The 19,231-nt window shown below is 51.1% G+C and carries 13 protein-coding genes and 1 tRNA gene; 12 read left to right on the top strand and 2 right to left on the bottom strand.

What is annotated here, in order from left to right; translation table 11 throughout:
* Window positions 1-149 precede the first annotated feature (149 nt).
* The 9 genes from GQ51_RS08640 (at window position 150) to hemE (ending at window position 13,409) form a co-directional block, all read left to right on the top strand.
* Window positions 150-223: transfer RNA gene (locus tag GQ51_RS08640), tRNA-Gly, on the top strand.
* A 30-nt stretch (window positions 224-253) separates the two neighbouring features.
* On the top strand, window positions 254-1,114 hold the full coding sequence (gene thiD, locus GQ51_RS08645; RefSeq protein ID WP_047552143.1) for a bifunctional hydroxymethylpyrimidine kinase/phosphomethylpyrimidine kinase: 861 nt from the start codon (window positions 254-256) through the stop codon (window positions 1,112-1,114).
* A gap of 11 nt (window positions 1,115-1,125) precedes the next feature.
* On the top strand, window positions 1,126-1,776 hold the full coding sequence (gene thiE, locus GQ51_RS08650; RefSeq protein ID WP_047552144.1) for a thiamine phosphate synthase: 651 nt from the start codon (window positions 1,126-1,128) through the stop codon (window positions 1,774-1,776).
* 59 nt (window positions 1,777-1,835) lie between these two features.
* Entirely contained in the window at window positions 1,836-2,606 is a 771-nt protein-coding gene (locus GQ51_RS08655; RefSeq protein WP_047552145.1) for an MBL fold metallo-hydrolase, read from the top strand.
* 10 nt (window positions 2,607-2,616) lie between these two features.
* Window positions 2,617-3,906, top strand: coding sequence for a glutamate-1-semialdehyde 2,1-aminomutase (hemL, locus tag GQ51_RS08660; protein ID WP_047552146.1), 1,290 nt, complete (start codon window positions 2,617-2,619; stop codon window positions 3,904-3,906).
* A 337-nt stretch (window positions 3,907-4,243) separates the two neighbouring features.
* Window positions 4,244-5,596, top strand: a complete 1,353-nt coding sequence (gene gdhA / locus GQ51_RS08665) for an NADP-specific glutamate dehydrogenase (RefSeq protein ID WP_047554066.1) — start codon at window positions 4,244-4,246, stop codon at window positions 5,594-5,596.
* A 486-nt stretch (window positions 5,597-6,082) separates the two neighbouring features.
* Window positions 6,083-10,744, top strand: coding sequence for a glutamate synthase-related protein (locus GQ51_RS08670; RefSeq protein ID WP_047552147.1), 4,662 nt, complete (start codon window positions 6,083-6,085; stop codon window positions 10,742-10,744).
* Window positions 10,745-10,832: 88 nt separating this feature from the next.
* Window positions 10,833-12,260, top strand: coding sequence for a glutamate synthase subunit beta (locus tag GQ51_RS08675; protein WP_047552148.1), 1,428 nt, complete (start codon window positions 10,833-10,835; stop codon window positions 12,258-12,260).
* An 84-nt stretch (window positions 12,261-12,344) separates the two neighbouring features.
* Complete coding sequence (hemE, locus tag GQ51_RS08680; RefSeq protein ID WP_047552149.1) at window positions 12,345-13,409, top strand: uroporphyrinogen decarboxylase; 1,065 nt, start codon at window positions 12,345-12,347, stop codon at window positions 13,407-13,409.
* Window positions 13,410-13,495: 86 nt separating this feature from the next.
* On the opposite strand, the gene GQ51_RS08685 is transcribed toward hemE, so the two are convergent.
* Window positions 13,496-14,095 carry a cytochrome b gene (locus GQ51_RS08685; protein ID WP_047552150.1) on the bottom strand — a complete coding sequence of 200 codons (600 nt, stop codon included), beginning with the start codon at window positions 14,093-14,095 and terminating at the stop codon, window positions 13,496-13,498.
* A 109-nt stretch (window positions 14,096-14,204) separates the two neighbouring features.
* Here GQ51_RS08685 and GQ51_RS08690 point away from each other — a divergent pair, with 109 nt between their 5' ends.
* Window positions 14,205-15,149 (top strand): quinoprotein relay system zinc metallohydrolase 2, encoded by a 945-nt coding sequence (locus tag GQ51_RS08690; protein ID WP_047552151.1) that lies wholly within the window; start codon window positions 14,205-14,207, stop codon window positions 15,147-15,149.
* A gap of 48 nt (window positions 15,150-15,197) precedes the next feature.
* Here GQ51_RS08690 and GQ51_RS08695 read toward each other — a convergent pair whose 3' ends face one another.
* Window positions 15,198-15,566, bottom strand: coding sequence for a DoxX family membrane protein (locus GQ51_RS08695; protein ID WP_047552152.1), 369 nt, complete (start codon window positions 15,564-15,566; stop codon window positions 15,198-15,200).
* A 96-nt stretch (window positions 15,567-15,662) separates the two neighbouring features.
* Between GQ51_RS08695 and GQ51_RS08700 the strand changes: the two genes are divergently transcribed.
* Together GQ51_RS08700 and GQ51_RS12060 are read left to right on the top strand one after the other, a co-directional pair.
* A complete protein-coding gene (locus GQ51_RS08700) occupies window positions 15,663-16,091 on the top strand; it encodes a GNAT family N-acetyltransferase (protein ID WP_047552153.1) in 429 nt (142 codons plus the stop codon).
* Between the two features lie 250 nt (window positions 16,092-16,341).
* Window positions 16,342-19,203: an AsmA-like C-terminal region-containing protein gene (locus tag GQ51_RS12060; protein ID WP_052177779.1), complete on the top strand. Its 2,862-nt coding sequence runs from the start codon at window positions 16,342-16,344 to the stop codon at window positions 19,201-19,203.
* The last annotated feature ends 28 nt before the right edge of the window (window positions 19,204-19,231 follow it).

The following is a 19,231-nucleotide window of genomic DNA, read 5'->3' on the forward strand; positions in this document are numbered from 1 at the left end:
GTGTTCTTCAACTGTGTGTAAACAGTGGTTAATTACTGCCGGACACTCTCTCCCGAACTGTATGATAAACCTGTTTAGTGCAGGTTTTTACAACACTTCCAGCATAGTCAGCCAGAATCATCCAAAATAAAGTAAAATAATACTTCAATGCGGGTGTAGTTCAATGGTAGAACGCTAGCTTCCCAAGCTCGATACGCGGGTTCGATTCCCGTCACCCGCTCCAACTTTTCAGCAGATATCAGTGGTAAACATTATGGCTAATCAGGCACCTCCTTCAGTAATGACTTTTGCGGGTACAGACCCAAGCGGCGGTGCAGGACTGCAGGCTGATATTCTTACCTTTGCCAGCATTGGCTGCCATCCGCTTTCTGTAGTCACTGCAATTACTGCACAGGATACGGTAGGTGTGGACGGTGTGCTGGCGATGGACGCAGACTGGGTGAACGATCAGGCGCGTGCGATCCTGGAAGATGTGCAGGTTTCCGCATTCAAGCTGGGCCTGCTGGGATCGGTCGAGAATATTGCGGTTATTGCCGAGATTATGGCGGATTATCCTGATGTGCCGCTGCTGATAGACCCTATCCTGACTTCCGGCCGCGGTGATGAGTTTACCAATGATGAAATGATGAGTGCGATGACGGAGCTGTTGTTTCCGCAAGCCACGCTGATTACGCCGAACAGCATTGAGGCGCGCAGGTTTGCCTACGCAGATGAAACGGATGAGGTGGCATTGACCTCGCTGGATGATGCGGCAGGACGGTTACTGGCAATGGGCAGCGAATATGTGCTGATTACCGGTACGCATGAGCGTACGCAGGAAGTCACGAATACGCTTTATGGTAACGACAAGCTGATCAAATCCTATAAATGGGAGCGTTTGCCAGGCAGTTATCATGGCTCCGGATGTACGCTCACCAGTGCGATCGCGGCGTGCATGGCGCATGGCCTGAGTATCGAAGAGGCGGTTCTGGAAGCGCAGGAATATACATGGCAGACCCTGAAGAATGGCTTCAGGCCTGGTATGGGGCAGTACATTCCAGACCGTATGTTCTGGGCGCGTGATGAGGAAGATCCGGTCATCAACCCCGGTGACGGCAGCGTAAAAGCGCACTAGAAGCAATCGGTATGACAGTGCTGACTTCCCGCAAAATTCAGGGTTTATATGCCGTTACGCCGGATGAGCAAGATACTGAAGTGTTGCTTGCGAAAGTCGAGGCTGCGCTACGTGGCGGTGTCAGTGTCGTGCAGTATCGCAATAAACGCGCAGACCATAAGCTGCAAACGCAGCAGGCGCGCGCTATTCTGCCATTGTGCAGGCAATACCGGGTGCCGTTCATTATCAATGATTCCATCAAGCTTTGCCTGACGCTGGATGCCGATGGCGTGCATCTGGGAGCAGATGACGGCAACCTGGCCCAAGCGCGCAGCCGGCTGGGACCGCATAAGATTTTAGGTGCATCCTGTTATAACCGGCTGGACCTGGCGCTGGCCGCTGCAGATGCAGGTGCGGACTATGCCGCTTTCGGTGCGTGCTTCGCATCCGGCACCAAGCCGAATGCACCGGTTGCCGCGTTAAATTTGTTCGCCGAAGCCAAGCGGCTTGTGCGGATCCCGTTGGTTGCAATAGGCGGTATCACCCTGGAAAATGCTGCGCAGGCGGCAGAAGCCGGTGCTGATGCAATTGCCGTGATCGGCGCTTTGTTTAATGCGGGCAATCATGATGAATCAATTACGCAGGCAGCCCGCGATTTTTCGCGAGTTTTTGATATGTATTAAATCGATCGGTTTTATTCCGTGAAATAATCTTCTTTCACTTAAAATGGGAGAGGTCTGTAATGGCCAAAGAATTATTTAACAATGGCAGTCATGTTTGTATAGTATTCAATGACTTGGCGGATAAGGCGTCTTCGGAGGCGGTGCAGTCCAACCAGTTCTTGATCGTGACAGACGGGCATGGCGCATTGATTGATCCGGGTGGCAATATGACCTATAACGCCCTGATGGTCGGTATGGGGAAGTATTTTAATTTCCGTAAACTGGAATATATCCTGGCTTCGCATCAGGATCCGGATATCGTGGCATCTATCAATAAGTGGATGATCGGTACTGAGTGCAAGGTGTTGGCACCTGCCATCTGGGAGCGTTTTCTGCCGCATTTCTGTGGTGTGGGCAATACAGATGACCGTATTATCGGCATCCCGGATGCCGGCATGAATATACACCTGGGCAATACCATTATTAAAGCATTGCCGGCGCACTTCCTGCATTCGGAAGGTAATTTCCAGTTTTATGACGTAGCTAGTAAAATCCTGTTTTCCGGAGATTTGGGAGCATCGCTGGTGCCGGCAGAGTTGGCGATTGAACCGGTAACGGATTTCAATGCCCACTTGCCTGCCATGCTGGGTTTTCACAGAAGGTATATGACCTCCAATAAAGCCTGCCGCTTCTGGGCAAACATGGTACGCACCATGGATATTGAATCTATCGTGCCGCAGCATGGCCGGCCGTTTGTAGGCAAGGCGATGGTGAACCAGTTCATTTCATGGATCGAAGGTCTCGAGTGCGGAATCGATTTAATGACGCAAAACAATTACAAGGTACCCTGAAAGACAATTTATGACATCTAAGAGCCAGCAGTTATTTGAAAAATCGCAACAACTTATTCCTGGCGGTGTTAATTCACCGGTGCGGGCTTTCCGTAGTGTGGGCGGTACGCCAGTTTTTTTCAAAAAAGGGCTGGGTTCCAGGTTGTGGGATGTGGACGGTAAGGAATATATCGACTACATCAACTCATGGGGGCCGATGATTCTGGGGCATGCTCACCCGGACGTCATTAAGGCTGTGCAGGAAGTGGCGGCAAATAGCCTGTCATTTGGTGCGCCAACCGGACTGGAGCTTGAAATAGCCGAGCTGATCAATAAGCTGGTGCCGAGCATGGAGCAGGTGCGCCTCGTGAGCAGCGGTACCGAAGCCACGATGAGTGCGATTCGCGTTGCGCGCGGCTTCACCGGCCGAAACAAGCTGGTCAAGTTTGAAGGTTGCTATCATGGACACTCGGATGCCTTGCTGGTGAAAGCAGGTTCTGGTTTGCTCACATTTGGCGAGCCTAGCTCTGCCGGCGTGCCGGCGGAAGTCGCCGCGCATACCCTGACACTTGAATATAACAATACGCAGCAGTTGAAAGACCTGTTTGAAGCGAGCGGTGATGAGATCGCCTGTGTCATTATCGAGCCGGTTGTCGGCAATATGAATCTGGTTGTGCCACACATGGAATTTCTGCAGACGCTGCGCGACCTGTGTACCCGGCATGGCGCTGTGTTGATTTTTGACGAAGTGATGACGGGTTTCCGTGTTCACCTTGGTGGAGCGCAGGCTTTATATAACATCAGGCCTGACATTACGACGCTAGGTAAAGTCATCGGCGGTGGTTTGCCGGTAGGCGCCTTTGGCGGCCGCAAGGATATTATGCAGTGCCTGGCGCCCTTGGGAGCGGTGTATCAGGCAGGCACGTTATCGGGCAATCCGGTTGCTGTGACGGCTGGCCTTGCAACATTGAAGTTGCTTCAGACGCCTGATTTCCATGCGAAGCTGGCTGCGCAGACTAAAAAGCTGGTGGATGGTTTGGTGTCTGCCGCCAGAGAAGCCGGTGTTGTTTTCAGTGCGCAAAGTGTGGGCGGCATGTTTGGTTTATATTTCAGTGAAAAATGCCCGACGAGTTTTGCCGAAGTAATGCAAGCGAACAAAGAGCAATTTAACCAATTCTTCCATCTGATGCTGGATGCCGGTATCTATCTGGCGCCATCCGCTTTTGAGGCGGGTTTTGTCTCTGCTGCGCATACGGATGCTGATATTGCGTTCACAATTAATGCTGCGAAAGCGGCATTCAAGGCTGTTGCACCAAAATAATGCATAAAAGGGCGATTTTGACTTGATAGAATCGCCCGCCACGGCTTTCTGCCGTATTTGCAGGATACTTCCCACCATATTAATAAGCTGTTGTATTAACAACGGTAATTCTTATCGTCTGTTGCAAAACTCCATCAATATGCAGTAAAGTAGCGATGTTTCGCTTGGCACATTTTGGTGCATTGCACCAGAATGCTTTCCCATTTTGGTGCAATTATCCGGGTTTGCGGCTTTAATATGCAGGCCAGCCGATGCGGTAGCAGATAATTCGTATCATAAACAGAGCGTTAATGCTGGTTGGCTATCAGTGTTAATATTGATGAAGGGAAATAAGCGCATGCCATATGTAGCAGATACTATTGCCAGATTGAAAAAATCAGGCCCTGCGGAGTTTGAGTTCTATCAGGCGGTTGACGAGGTGTTAACTTCACTGCGTCCGTTGCTGGATAAAAATCCAAAATACAGAAAACACAGTATTATTGAGCGTATCGTAGAACCTGAGCGCCAGATCATGTTCCGTGTGGCATGGATCGATGACAAAGGTCATGTTCAGGTCAATAAGGGCTACCGTGTTCAGTTCAACTCGGCAATAGGCCCTTATAAAGGCGGTATCCGTTTCCACCCGAGCGTTTATGGCGGCATCATTAAATTCCTGGGCTTTGAGCAGATATTCAAGAACTCGCTTACGGGTCTGGCGATCGGTGGCGGTAAGGGCGGCAGCGACTTTGACCCTAAAGGAAAATCAGATAACGAGATCATGCGTTTCTGTCAGTCATTCATGACGGAACTGTATCGTTACATTGGACCAACAACCGATGTACCTGCCGGCGATATTGGTGTCGGTGGCCGGGAGATCGGCTATATGTATGGTCAATACAAGCGTTTAACAGGCAACTTTGATGGTGTGCTGACAGGTAAAAAAATCCCCTGGGGCGGTTCGCTGGCACGTACGGAAGCGACCGGTTACGGTTCGGTTTATTTTGCGCAAAATATGATGCAGGGTCGTGGTGATACGCTGGAAGGTAAAGTCTGTGTGGTGTCTGGTGCCGGTAATGTTGCCATCTATACAATCCAGAAGCTATACCAATTGGGAGCAAAGCCCGTAACATGCAGCGATTCGCGCGGTATGGTTTACCACGAAAGCGGCATTGATCTGGCCACTCTTAAGCAGCTCAAGGAAGTGGAAGGCGCGTGTTTGTCCAAATATGTTGAGCATCATCCGGAGGCGAAATATACCGCTGTGGCTGACTATCCTGCCGGCCGAAATCACGTGTATTCAGTGCCATGTCAGGCGGCTTTTCCGAGTGCGACGCAGAACGAGCTTAACGAGGCGGATGCGGAAGTGTTGCTGAAAAATGGCTGCATATGCATCTCTGAGGGCGCAAACATGCCATCCACTCCGGAAGCTGTTGAAAAATTCCTGAAGGCCGGCATCGCTTATGGACCCGGTAAGGCGGCGAATGCCGGGGGTGTTGCGACCAGCCAACTGGAAATGGCGCAAAACGGCAGTATGCAGCAGTGGACGTTCGAAGAGGTTGATGGCAAGCTGTTTAACATCATGAAAAATATCTACGCTAATGCAAGTGAGGCGGCTAAAGAGTTTGGCGAGCCAACTAACCTTGTATTGGGGGCGAACATCGCCGGTTTCCGCAAGGTTGCTGATGCGATGATAGATCAGGGTGTGATGTAGTTGCTGATGGCTTGAGTGAATTGGTATAAAACCCCGCAATTAATGTTGCGGGGTTTTTTTTGCACTATAACTGTGCATCGCTGGAAAATCCGGGTCTGTATTGATATGTCCTGGTGTATGAATTTCCTATATCAGTCATGGAGTTGTAAATACAATTGACTAAATATGCAACTGGGTACAAAGTACATTTTATTGAGATGGTTGCGTATTAATTCCGCTCAAAAATGGTGCGTATTTTGAAAATATGCACAATATCGGTGCGTGTTGTGGTAGGGCAAACTTTGAGTGTGATCGATTTTTTACAGAGTCTGCGACTTTCTTTGTTTTAAGTGATTGATTTTTAATGATACATTAAATCAATTGTAACAATTTGTAAATTGAATGGCAACTTGCATGGTTTTTGCTTATTTGTATTCCCACCGATAATTGATTCGGTGGCGAGTTAAATGCGCGAATGAGTAAGCTAAACATAGGGGTAGAAGATTGATGGACCAGGCATTAAATCAGACAAGTGTGTTAGTACCAGCACTAACCGCACCACAACAGCAGGGCATGTATAGTCCGAGCAACGAACGCGACGCCTGTGGCGTAGGATTCGTAGCGCATATCAAGGGTAAAAAGAGCCATGATATTGTGCAAAAAGGGTTGGAGTTACTCACTAACCTGACTCACCGTGGTGCAACTGGTTACGATCCTAAGCTTGGCGATGGTGCCGGCTTGCTCATGCAGATGCCCGATGCTTTCATGCGTAAAGAGGCTGCTGCACTTAATATTACATTACCGGCTGCCGGTCAGTATGCGGTGGGCAATGTGTTTTTACCGCAAAATGCAAATAACCGTGCGGCGTGTGAAGCACTGTTTAAGCAGATTATTGCGGAAGAAAATCAAATCGAATTAGGCTGGCGCGATGTGCCGGTTGATAACAGCAATATCGCGCAGGCCGCACGTGATGTAGAGCCAACCATGCGCCAGGTATTGATTGCCAGCGCGCAAGCGGGTAGTGCTGATTTTGACCAGTCTGTGTTTGAGCGCAAATTATTCGTCATCCGTAAACGTATCGAACATGCGGTAAGCGAGCTTAAGCTGGAAGATAATGCGGCGTTCTACATGCCGTCATTGTCTTCACGTACCATCGTTTACAAAGGCATGCTGCTGGCAAATGAAGTTGGCGTTTATTATAAGGATTTGAATGATCCCAGTCTGGTGTCAGCTTTGGCTTTGGTGCACCAGCGTTTTTCAACCAACACTTTCCCGGCCTGGGATCTGGCTCACCCTTTCCGCATGATCGCACATAACGGTGAAATCAACACGGTACAAGGCAACGTGAACTGGATGGCAGCACGCCACGAAGCGATGCGTTCAAGCCTGATTGGCGAGGATCTGGAAAAATTGTGGCCATTGATTGTAGATGGCCAGTCTGACTCAGCCTGTTTTGATAACTGCCTGGAATTATTGGTGGCAGGTGGTTACAGCTTGCCGCATGCGATGATGATGCTGATTCCGGAAGCCTGGTCAAGCAACAACCTGATGGATGACGACCGCCGTGCCTTCTATGAGTATCATGCCGCATTGATGGAGCCGTGGGATGGCCCGGCCGCCGTGGCATTCACTGATGGCAGCATGATCGGTGCAACGCTGGACCGTAATGGTTTGCGTCCGGCACGTTATCTGGTGACCGATGACGATTTGGTCATGATGGCTTCTGAGATGGGCGTGCTTACATTCCCGCAAGAGAAAATCGTTAAAAAATGGCGTCTGGAACCAGGCAGAATGCTGCTCATCGATACGGTCCAGGGCCGCATCATTGATGATGCTGAAGTTAAAAATGCCTTGGCAACGGCCAAGCCTTACAAGCAATGGATCGAGCAATCGCGTTATTTCCTGGCTGATATGCCTAAAGTTGAGAGTGAACTGCAATTGAACGCCAGCCTGCTTGATACACAGCAGGCATTTGGCTATACGCAGGAAGACATCAAGTTTGTATTGCAGCCTATCGTGCAGAACGGTGAAGAAGGCGCAGGCTCTATGGGTAACGATGCTGCATTGCCGGTATTGTCAGCCCGTCCTAAAGTACTCTACAACTATTTCAAGCAGTTGTTTGCGCAGGTTACCAACCCGCCTATCGATCCGATCCGTGAAGAACTGGTGATGTCACTGGTCACCTTTATCGGCCCGAAACCGAATCTGCTGGGTATTGAGGAAACTACGCCGCCGATGCGTCTGGAAGCCAGCCAGCCGGTACTGATGCTGGATGAACTGGAGCAGTTGAAGTCGATTGCTGCACTCACCAATAATCAATATAAATCACTGGTACTGGATATCACCTACCCTGCACAGGAAGGTAAGGCGGGTTTAGCCTTAGCATTGGAAAACCTGACTAAAGCAGCAGAAACCGCGGTACAGGATGGTATCAATATCCTGATTCTCTCGGATCGCGGCATGAATGCCGAGCGCGTGGCGATTCCTGCACTGCTGGCGTGTTCAGCAACGCACGAGCATCTGGTGCGCGCCGGTTTAAGAACCAGCACTGGTTTAGTGGTCGATACCGGTTCTGCGCGTGAAGTACATCATTTTGCCCTGTTGGGCGGCTATGGTGCCGAAGCAGTTTGCCCATGGCTGACCTTTGAAACGATCAAAGGCATGTCAGATGACAGCTACAAGGCCAGCAAAAACTTTGTTAAGGCTATCGGCAAAGGTTTGTATAAAGTCATGTCCAAAATGGGTATCTCTACCTACCAATCTTATTGTGGCGCACAAAGGTTTGAGGCAATCGGCCTGAACAGCCGTTTTGTTGCGCAGTACTTTACCGGTACAACCACCAATATTGAAGGTATCGGCCTGGATGAAGTGGCTGAAGAAGCAGTGCGTTTACACACAGCTGCATTCGGCGCTGATCCTGTGCTGGCGAACAGCCTGGATGCAGGCGGCGAATATGCGTTCCGTGTGCGTGGTGAAGATCATACCTGGACACCGGAATCAATCGCCAAGCTGCAAAATGCTACACGTACCGGTAAATTTGATACATATAAAGAGTATGCAAAACTGATCAATGACCAGACGCGCCGTCATATGACATTGCGCGGCCTGTTCGAGATCAAACCGGCAGCTGCTGCAATTCCGCTGGAGTCTGTAGAGCCGGCTAAAGAAATCGTGAAGCGTTTCGCAACCGGCGCCATGTCGCTGGGTTCTATTTCTACCGAAGCACACGCAACCCTGGCGATTGCCATGAACCGTATCGGCGGTAAGTCCAATACCGGCGAAGGTGGTGAAGATGCCAAGCGCTTCATTCCTGTCGCTGATGCCACCACGATGGCGGCAGTGATCGGTGAAAAACTGATTGAGAAAGATATTGCGCTTAAAGCGGGCGACTCAATGCGCTCTGCGATCAAGCAGGTAGCGTCTGGCCGTTTCGGCGTAACGGCAGAGTACCTGGCAAATGCAGACCAGATCCAGATCAAGATGGCGCAGGGTGCGAAACCGGGTGAAGGCGGCCAGCTGCCAGGCCATAAGGTTTCAGAATATATCGCTAAATTGCGTTTCTCCGTGCCGGGTGTGGGCTTGATCTCACCTCCTCCGCACCATGATATTTATTCGATTGAAGATCTGGCGCAGCTGATTCATGACCTGAAAAATGCCAACCCTAAAGCGTCAATCTCCGTGAAGCTGGTATCTGAAACCGGTGTTGGCACTGTGGCAGCAGGCGTGGCTAAAGCCAAGTCTGACCATATCGTAATTGCCGGTCATGACGGTGGCACCGGTGCTTCACCGATATCCTCTGTAAAACACGCGGGTACACCATGGGAGCTGGGCTTATCTGAAGCGCAGCAGACTTTAGTGCTGAATCAATTGCGTGGCCGTATCGTGCTGCAGGTCGATGGCCAGATCAAAACCGGCCGCGATGTTGTGATCGGTGCATTGCTGGGCGCTGACGAGTTCGGCTTTGCCACGGCACCACTCGTGGTTGAAGGCTGCATTATGATGCGCAAGTGTCACCTGAACACCTGCCCGGTAGGCGTTGCAACACAAGACCCGGAATTGCGTAAGCGCTTCACGGGCCAGCCGGAACATGTTGTGAACTACTTCTTCTTTGTGGCTGAAGAAGTGCGTGAATACATGGCGTCTATGGGTATTGCGAAATTTGAAGACCTGATCGGCCGTGCAGATTTGCTGGACACCCAAGCTGGCATCGACCATTGGAAAATCAATGGACTGGATTTCAGCAAAGTGTTCCATCAACCGGATATGCCAGCCAGTGTTTCACGCAGAAACAATGATGTACAGGACCACGGCCTGGTGAATGCGCTGGATAATAAACTGGTCGCCCTTGCCCAGCCGGCGCTGGAAAAAGGCGAGAAAGTGGTGATGGATATCGCAATCACCAATACTAACCGTACAGTGGGTACGATGCTGTCTAACCAGATTGCGACGCGTTATGGCAAAAAAGGTTTGCCGGACGACACGATCCATGTGAATTTTACCGGCACATCAGGCCAGAGTTTCTCTGCCTTCCTGACCCAGGGCATCACTTTCAGCCTGGCAGGTGAAGGTAATGATTACGTGGGTAAAGGCCTGTGCGGCGGCCGTATCGTGATCAAGCCGCCCAAAGCATTCCGCGGCGTTTCACATCAGAACATTATCGTTGGCAATGCGGTGATGTATGGCGCGACCACTGGCGAAAGTTATTTCAGCGGTGTGGCGGGTGAGCGTTTCTGCGTGCGTAACTCAGGTGCTTCTGCGGTGGTCGAGGGTGTAGGTAACCATGGCTGTGAATACATGACCGGCGGTACCGTTGTTGTGCTGGGCGTAACCGGCCAGAACTTCGCGGCAGGTATGAGTGGCGGTGTTGCGTATGTTTACGATGAAGATGGCCTGTTTGCCAAGCGCTGCAACATGGGCATGGTATCGCTTGAAAAAGTCGAGCATGCAGCCCATGTAGCAGCCGATGCCGTACATCATCTTGACCAGCCGGACGAGGTTACTTTGCTTGCCTTGATTAACAAGCATGCGGAATATACCGACAGTGGTCGCGCAAAAGCGATACTTGCCGACTGGGAAAACGCGCGCGGCAAGTTTGTCAAAGTCATGCCAAACGAATACAAACGCGCTTTAATCGAGCTGGCTGAAGACAAGGCATTGATTGCAGCCTGAGTGCGATTTTAATTAAGTGACGTGATAGCAGTCACTTTTTATAGAAATAAGTAAAGAGACTCTCTCTTATAGGAAAAGGCTTTATAGTATGGGTAAAGTAACAGGCTTTATGGAATTTAAGCGTCTTTCGGAGGCTAACCTGCCGGTGCCGGAACGCGTTAAAAATTACAAAGAATTTGTATTGCATCTGACTGATGATCAGGCCAAGCAACAGGGTGCACGCTGCATGGATTGCGGCATACCGTTCTGTACCACAGGCTGCCCGATCAATAATATCATTCCTGACTGGAACGACCTGGTTTACCACCAGGATTGGCGCAGTGCGATTGACGTATTGCATTCAACCAACAATTTTCCGGAATTTACCGGCCGCATCTGTCCTGCCCCTTGTGAGGCGGCATGCACATTGAATATTAATGATGACGCTGTCGGTATCAAATCCATTGAGCATGCGATCATTGATAAAGCCTGGGAAAACGATTGGGTAAAACCACAGGTCAATCCGAATAAAACAGGTAAAAAAGTAGCGGTCGTCGGGTCTGGCCCGGCGGGTCTGGCAGCAGCACAGCAGCTGGCACGTGCCGGCCATAGCGTCGTCGTGCTGGAAAAAAACAGCCGTATCGGCGGCTTGCTGCGTTACGGCATTCCTGACTTCAAAATGGAAAAATCCCATATCGACCGCCGCATGGCACAAATGCAGGCTGAAGGTGTTGAATTCCGCGTGAATCAGCATGTAGGCGAGACTGTGAAAGCAGATGACGTACTGGCTGAATTTGATGCGGTGGTATTGGCAGCAGGTGCCGAGCAGCCACGCGATTTGCCGGTAACCGGCCGTGAACTGGATGGCGTTCATTTTGCAATGGACTTCCTGACACCGCAAAATAAAGTGGTTGCGGGTGATGTGATCCCAGACCAGATCAAGGCGACCGGCAAGCATGTGGTCGTGATTGGCGGCGGTGATACAGGTTCTGACTGCGTAGGTACTTCAAACCGCCATGGTGCGCTGAGTATTGCCCAGTTTGAGCTGATGCCGCAACCGCCGGAAAAAGAGAACAAGGAACTGGTGTGGCCAAACTGGCCGCTCAAGCTGCGTACTTCAAGCTCGCATGAAGAAGGTGCTAACCGCGACTGGTCAGTGACTACTAAAGAATTGATTGGCGAGAACGGCAAAGTGGTGGCGCTCAAAGCCGCGCGCGTGGAGTGGAAAGATGGCAAGATGAGCGAAGTGCCAGGCTCGGAATTCACAATGCCGGCTGACCTGGTGTTTTTAGCCATGGGTTTCGTGTCACCGGTGCAAAAACTGCTGGAAGTGTTCGGTGTGGAAAAAGACCAGCGCGGCAATGCAAAAGCGACTACCGATGGCGAAGGCTGCTACAAAACGAGCAAAGAGAAGGTTTTTGCTGCCGGTGACGTACGCCGTGGCCAGTCTCTGGTGGTTTGGGCGATTCGCGAAGGCCGTCAGGCCGCGCGTGCAGTGGATGAGTTCCTGATGGGGTCATCAGTATTGCCGCGTTAATCTCCTGCGCTAAACAAGGCTTAATCTAGTAAAATAGCTGGGGATGCATATCACGTGCATCCCCACTTTTTTTGAGCAGAAACAATGACACCATTACAGAACGATACCTTTTTGCGCGCATTGCTGCGCCAACCTACCGAATATACGCCAGTTTGGATGATGCGACAGGCAGGCCGCTACCTGCCGGAGTATAAGGCGACGCGTAAGAATGCAGGCAGTTTTCTAAGTCTTTGTAAAAATGCCGATTTCGCCACAGAAGTCACTATCCAGCCTTTGGATCGTTACCCGTTACTGGATGCATCGATTCTTTTCTCCGATATCCTCACCGTGCCTGATGCCATGGGTCTGGGCCTGTATTTCGAAGAAGGCGAAGGTCCTAAATTCGAGCGCACGCTGCAGCAGGAAGCTGACATTAAAAAACTGGTCGTGCCGGATATGGCCGAGCTGCAATATGTGTTCAATGCCGTGAGCCAGATCCGCAAGACCTTGAATGGCCGCGTGCCCTTAATCGGATTCAGCGGCAGTCCGTGGACATTGGCAACCTATATGGTGGAAGGCAAAGGCGGTACGGACTTCCTGAACATAAAAAAAATGGCTTATGCACGCCCTGACCTGCTGCATCATATCCTGGATATCACGGCGCAGACTGTGATCCAGTACTTGAATGCGCAGATTGCTGCAGGCGCACAGGCGGTGATGATATTTGACTCATGGGGCGGTGCGCTGGCGCATGATGCCTATATCGAATTCTCACTGAATTACATGAAAAAAATCGTGAGCGGCTTAACTAAAACCAGTGAAGGCAGCAAAGTGCCCAGCATCGTGTTTACCAAAGGCGGCGGTTTGTGGTTGGAAGCTCAGGCAGAAACCGGCGCCGATGCACTTGGGCTGGATTGGGCGGTTGATATCGGCAGTGCGCGCAAACGCGTAGGTGCTAAAGTGGCATTGCAGGGCAACCTTGATCCTGCAATCCTGCTATCGACGCCAGAAGCGATTGAGAAACAGGTTGCCAATGTGCTGGCCAGTTATGGTCATGGCAATGGCCATGTGTTCAACCTCGGTCATGGCATTACGCAATGGACACCGCCGGAGAATGCCGCTGCCATGCTGAATGCGGTGCGTGAGCATAGCCGCCAGTATCACCAGTAATTGCGGTAATCAAACCGGGTAATAAAAAGCCCGGACAATAAAAAAGCCCATTAATCATGGGCTTTTTATTGTCTGTGACCTGGTGATTACTTTAAAGACATGCGTTTCATGGTTCCGTCTTTATCAATAAACTTATGTTTCAATGCACCTAGAATGTGCAGAATGACGATAATCAAAAGCATGGCGCCAACCGTTTCGTGTACTTCTTTGAAAAAATCACGGTAAGCTGCGTTATCCAGGCCGCCGATGAAATCAATGCCAAACCATTTGATGCCATATTTGCTGTTTACCGCCATGATCAGGCCGCTGAGCGGCATTGCCACCATGAGCAAATAGAGCAAGTGATGTGTGCCGGTAGCCAGTTTTTTCTCCCAGTTTTTGTAGGAAGCCAATAACGCCGGCGCACGGTGCGTGATGCGCCAAAGAACACGGATAATGATCAGGGCCAATAGTGTTACACCGATAGATTTATGCAGGTTGTAGTAGAAGGTTCTCGGGCTGGCCTCTGCAGCAAGCTGCCAGGTGTAGATACCTAAATCAAACAGGTCAAATCCCATTTGCTTGGGAGCGTCTTTAGGTAATTCGCTCATGTACCAGCCAAGTGCAAACATGGCAAAAATGCCAAGGGCTATCAGCCAGTGTAAAACAATGGCGGTTCTGGTATAGCGTGCTGAGGGTTGATTCATAGTAATATCCTGAAGTGGTTAAATCTTAATGTGTGTGACTGGCATGATTGCAAATAATTTCACAAAGCCGGCTCATTTTAATCTGTAACATAAATTCAAGGAACGATTCATGCGTATTTTAATGATAACCATGAGTATGCTGGCGCTAGTGGGCTGCAGCATGGTCAGCTCAAGTCACGCAGACTCACAGGTCAGCCATGAAGCTTTCGCTGTGGAGCAAGTGGCTGATGGCATTTATGTGCATCATGGCAAGCATCTGGATATTGATACCGGCTATCAGGGAGATATCTGTAATATCGGTTTTATCGTGGGCAGCAAAGGCGTAGCGGTGATTGATAGCGGTGGCAGCCTGAAAACAGGCAAGCAATTGCGTGAGGCAATTCGCAAGGTGACTCCGCTGCCGGTGTTGTATGTGGTGAATACCCATGTGCATCCGGACCATGTATATGGCAATGCTGCGTTTCTGGCTGATAAACCTGCTTTTGTAGGTCATGAAAAATTAGCCAACGCTATGGAGCTTCGCCGTGACCAGTATGCGAAACTGAATGAAAGGTTATTGCATGCCGATGCGAATGGCAGTGACCTGGTCAAACCCACGCTGACCGTGAAAGATAAACTCACGCTGGACCTGGGCGATAGGAAGCTGGAATTGACGGCCCATGCCGCCGCCCACACCAATACCGATGTATCGCTGATTGATGACAGAACCGGTACCCTGTTCACCGGCGATCTGCTTTTCATAGAACGCACACCGGTAGTCGAAACCGACATCAAGGGTTTGATCGCAGAGATTGAAAAACTGAAAGCAAGTCCGGCAAAGCAAGTGGTGCCCGGCCATGGCCCTGTGACTAAAGACTGGGTTGCCGCATTAGAAAATGCGCAGCGCTACCTGAATCAGTTGCTGGCGGATGTACGTGCAAGCATCAGAAAAAACGAAGGCATGGAAAAAGCGATGGAAACCGCAGCGGCAGCTGAAAAGGATAAATGGCAGCTATTCGAGGTTGCTAACCGGCGCAACGTCAATACGATTTACCCGGCACTGGAATGGGAATAATAAAAAAGCGGCACTGGAACCAGGCCGCTTTTTTACTTTATTGCAGCGTTATTTCTTGAGATTGTCCAGGCTGCACGCAGTATTCGGGTTTGCATTTAACAGCAGCAGGCCGCCGGCGATTGCCAGATATTGCAATAACGGCAACTTGAGTAAAAAGATCAGGGCAACAACATATATGGCCATGGCTAAAGCGACAGCTTTGGTTTTATAACCAAGCAGCAAACCAAGTCCGCCTATCAGGTTAATTAAAATGATCAATGGCGCGAAAATCCCGGGCAACCCTAAACTGCCCAGCCCAGCCTGATATTCCTGATAGCCTGATGGATTGTTCATGAAACTGATCACGAGAGCGACTACCTGAACCAGGAAAATCTGCGCAAGCAGGATGCGCGCAATGGTTGTTAAATATTTTTGCATATATAACCTTAAATTAACTGAAAAGACAAACACGCATAATGCCTGTTACTGTCATAGCCTGCAAGAGGCAAACGAAAGGGGTGGTACGCTTTGAAAATGGATTTTGTGATTGCGGCGGTCACCTGGCAAACACATGCCGCATCATTGAAAATGGTGCGTGAAGAAGTGTTTATCAAAGAGCAGCATGTGCCGGTTGCGCTGGAATGGGACGGGATGGATGCAGCTGCCCGGCACCTTCTGGCATTTAACAGCGCGGGCGAAGCGATAGGCTGCGCAAGGCTGACCGGGGATGGCAGTATAGGGCGTATGGCGGTTCTGAAGCCGTGGCGCGGCATGGGTGTCGGCCATGGCTTGCTGGCAAAGGCCGTTTCATTATATAGGCAGCAGGGTTGGCAGAAGATCACCCTTTCTGCACAGGTACATGCAATCGCTTTTTATGAGCAGTCTGGTTTTAAAGTCTGCAGCGAGCCATATTTTGATGCCAATATCCAGCATGTAGATATGCAGTTGAAGTTATTGCCATGAAACAAGGTGGCTGCAACTGCCCCAATATAGGTGAAATACCTGCTTCCGGCAGGGCAGGCGGGATCTATTGGCTGCTTGCCGGCAAGTAAGGTTTTAGCGCACGCTCAAATCAACACGGCAGTCTTTTCATGGTAATCTATATGTATAAAACGCAGACCAGGTCAATCACCCTTATGGGTGAGTTCTGGTGCGGGGTTTCTGTCAGGCTTTGAGGCAAGGTTGGCGCAGTCATCCAGAGGGACAAAGGATAATGGATTTAAACACTGTTTTTAGTAAAACGGCCAAAGCATCGCGTGCGCCATTGCCATGGGTCGGTGGTTTGTCGCCGCAGTTCAAGCAGGTATTATCACTGGTAGACGGCAAGCAAAATGTAGAGGAAATCCTGCGCAGCTCCGGCAAGCTGGCAAAGAGCGAGCTGCAGAAGATCCTGCTCAAGCTGGAAGACGATGGTTACATCCAACGCATTTCAAGTAAGGCAGCAGAGCCGGAATGGCTAAATGAGGTCGGTAGCTATTCCATCAATGCAAATAACAATTACAACATTGCGGTGGAAGAAATTGATGCGGCAGAACTGAATTTTGAAGATGCAGGTTTTGGTGTCGAGGGTGTCGCTGAAATAAAACCGGTTGTTGAAAAAAATGCGCCCTCGGCGACCGAAGTACCCTTAGAGCCAGAAGTTGAACGCAGGGCTCAAGAAGTTAAAGCCATAAAAGCCAAACGGGAAGCCGAGCGCAGATTAAAGGCCGAAGCCGCAGAAAAGGCCAGGCTCATGGCCGCTGAACAAGCAAAGCGCATAGCGGAAGCCGGCGCAAAAGCACGTCAGGAAGTAGAGCGCATAGAGCGTGAAAAGGCTGAAGCCGCTGCCAAATTAAAAGCCGAGGCAGAACGTATTGCGCGTGAACAAGCCGAAGCTGCAGAAAAAGCGAGGCTGGAAGCGGAGCGTATTGCTCGTGAGGAAGCGGAAGAACAGGCGCGTATCGCAGCGGAACGCAAAGCCGCTGAAGAAGCAGCCGAAAAAGCCCGGCAGGAAGCCGCGGAACAGGCGCGGCTAGAAGCAGAACGCATCGCACGCGAAGAAGCCGAAGCCATTGCGCGGGCCAAAGCGGAAGAAGAAGCACGTTTGCAGGCAGAAGCAGAACGCATTGCGCGTGAAGAAGCTGAAGCCGCAGAAAAAGCGAGACTGGAAGCGGAGCGTATCGCCCGTGAAGAAGCGGAAGAACGGGCGCGTATCGCAGCGGAACGCAAAGCCGCTGAAGAAGCAGCCGAAAAAGCCCGGCAGGAAGCCGCGGAACAGGCGCGGCTAGAAGCAGAACGCATCGCCCGTGAGGAAGCCGAAGAACAGGCACGTCTTGCAGCGGAACGCAAAGCAGAAGCCGAAGCTATAGAAAAAGCGAGACTGGAAGCGGAGCGTATCGCCCGTGAAGAAGCGGAAGAGCGGGCACGTCTTGCAGCGGAACGCAAAGCCGCTGAAGAAGCAGCCGAAAAAGCCCGGCAGGAAGCCGCGGAACAGGCCCGCCTGGAAGCGGAACGTATCGCACGCGAAGAAGCCGAAGCGATTGCCAGGGCCAAGGCGGAAGAAGCAGCGCGTTTGCAGGCAGAAGCAGAACGTATTGCGCGTGAACAAGCCGAAGAACAGGCGCGTATCGCGGCAGAACGTAAAGCCGAGGCCGAAGCCGCAGAGCGGAAGTTGCGTGAAGCGGAGCGGCTGGCACGTGAAGAAGAAAAAGCGCGCCGCGAAGCCGAGAAAATCGCGCAGGCAGTAGCCGACAAAGCAGCGCGTGAGGAGGCGAAACGCCTTGCCCGGGAAGAAAAGGAGGCCAAGGCCCAGCGCAGGGCTGAAGAAAAAGCCCGTGCCAGGGAAATGCGCGGACCGGGCATGCTGGCTAAATTCAACATTCAATCACCCAAGCTCATCAAACCCTTGCTGGTTTTTGTTCCGGTAGCCGTGATCGTGCTGCTTGGCCTGATACATGTGCTTAACCTGACCATGCTGATCGAGCCTGTGGAGAGGCTGGCATCAGCCAGTATCGGTGAACGCGTCACGGTGCAGGAAGTGCATGCGTCACTGCTGCCTCAGCCGCGTTTGATACTGACGGGCGTTACTGTAGGCGACAGCGCGGATGTCAGGATTGGTTCCGTGAATATAGAGTCCGATGTGTCCATGCTGTTCAAGGATGCAAAAGTGCTTAAACTGCTTGAAATCAGCACGGTTACACTGACTCCCGCTGATTTTGGCCGCCAGATGCAATGGATCAATAACGCAGCAAAATCAGATCAATTGAAAGTTGAGCATATTGCTTTAAAGAAAATCTTGTTCAAGATTGCAGATCTCGAGCTTGAGGCCTTTAACGGTAAGGTTGCGCTTACTCCGTCCGGGGAGCTGAACAGTGTTGAGCTGGTTAATGCCAATGGCAATCTTACGCTGCTTCTTAGCCCGCAAAACGCCGGCAGTGCCGTTACGGTGACGGCAAGCAACTGGCAGCTGCCGTTATTAACACCTCTGGAGTTCGATGAGCTTACTGCCAGTGGACAGATCAGCCAAGGCCAGGTCAGCTTCAGCCGAATCGAGGCCAAGGCGTTTGGGGGAACGGTCAAGGCGCAGGCTACGCTGGACTGGACAGGCGGCTTGGGCACATCGGGCAGTTTTGAACTGATTAAAACCAGGCTGCCGCGTTTATTCACGGCTTTTGGCAGCAAAGCCTCAGTGGATGGCGCACTTAACGCTACAGCGACGTTTGCAGGCAAGGCTGCCCATGCCGCTGACCTGGCAGGCAGTACGGAAGTCAATGCCAGCTTTGAGGTGCCTGGTGGCAAATTGAATGGCATAGCACTGTCGCATGCCGTGATGGCCGGAGCTGTCGATAAACCTTCACCTGAAGCTGCTTTTACCCGATTCGATACGCTCACCGGCAATCTGCAATTCAAGGATGGGCAATACCGTTACAAACAGCTTGAACTGAAAACCGGACAGCTGCGTGCCCGCGGGCAGATTGAAATTGATGCGAACCATATCGTTTCCGGCAAGGTCAATGCAGAGCTGATGTCAGCATCACGCCGCCGCCAGGCCGGGTTTACCGTCAGTGGCGAGGTTGCGGATGTGAAATTGCAGTAAGTGCCGGCAGCCGTGACGGGCTGTTTTG

It is taken from the genome of Methylotenera sp. G11 (assembly GCF_000799735.1).
Classification (GTDB): domain Bacteria; phylum Pseudomonadota; class Gammaproteobacteria; order Burkholderiales; family Methylophilaceae; genus Methylotenera.

Excerpts from the sequence above, each read along its gene's own strand:
- GQ51_RS08685 (WP_047552150.1), bottom strand. The coding sequence starts at position 14,095 with ATGAATCAACCCTCAGCACGCTATACCAGAACCGCCATTGTTTTACAC.
- hemE (WP_047552149.1), top strand. The coding sequence starts at position 12,345 with ATGACACCATTACAGAACGATACCTTTTTGCGCGCATTGCTGCGCCAA.
- thiE (WP_047552144.1), top strand. The coding sequence starts at position 1,126 with ATGACAGTGCTGACTTCCCGCAAAATTCAGGGTTTATATGCCGTTACG.
- GQ51_RS08700 (WP_047552153.1), top strand. The coding sequence starts at position 15,663 with ATGGATTTTGTGATTGCGGCGGTCACCTGGCAAACACATGCCGCATCA.
- thiD (WP_047552143.1), top strand. The coding sequence starts at position 254 with ATGGCTAATCAGGCACCTCCTTCAGTAATGACTTTTGCGGGTACAGAC.
- GQ51_RS08655 (WP_047552145.1), top strand. The coding sequence starts at position 1,836 with ATGGCCAAAGAATTATTTAACAATGGCAGTCATGTTTGTATAGTATTC.
- GQ51_RS08675 (WP_047552148.1), top strand. The coding sequence starts at position 10,833 with ATGGGTAAAGTAACAGGCTTTATGGAATTTAAGCGTCTTTCGGAGGCT.
- GQ51_RS08695 (WP_047552152.1), bottom strand. The coding sequence starts at position 15,566 with ATGCAAAAATATTTAACAACCATTGCGCGCATCCTGCTTGCGCAGATT.
- hemL (WP_047552146.1), top strand. The coding sequence starts at position 2,617 with ATGACATCTAAGAGCCAGCAGTTATTTGAAAAATCGCAACAACTTATT.
- GQ51_RS08670 (WP_047552147.1), top strand. The coding sequence starts at position 6,083 with ATGGACCAGGCATTAAATCAGACAAGTGTGTTAGTACCAGCACTAACC.
- gdhA (WP_047554066.1), top strand. The coding sequence starts at position 4,244 with ATGCCATATGTAGCAGATACTATTGCCAGATTGAAAAAATCAGGCCCT.
- GQ51_RS12060 (WP_052177779.1), top strand. The coding sequence starts at position 16,342 with ATGGATTTAAACACTGTTTTTAGTAAAACGGCCAAAGCATCGCGTGCG.
- GQ51_RS08690 (WP_047552151.1), top strand. The coding sequence starts at position 14,205 with ATGCGTATTTTAATGATAACCATGAGTATGCTGGCGCTAGTGGGCTGC.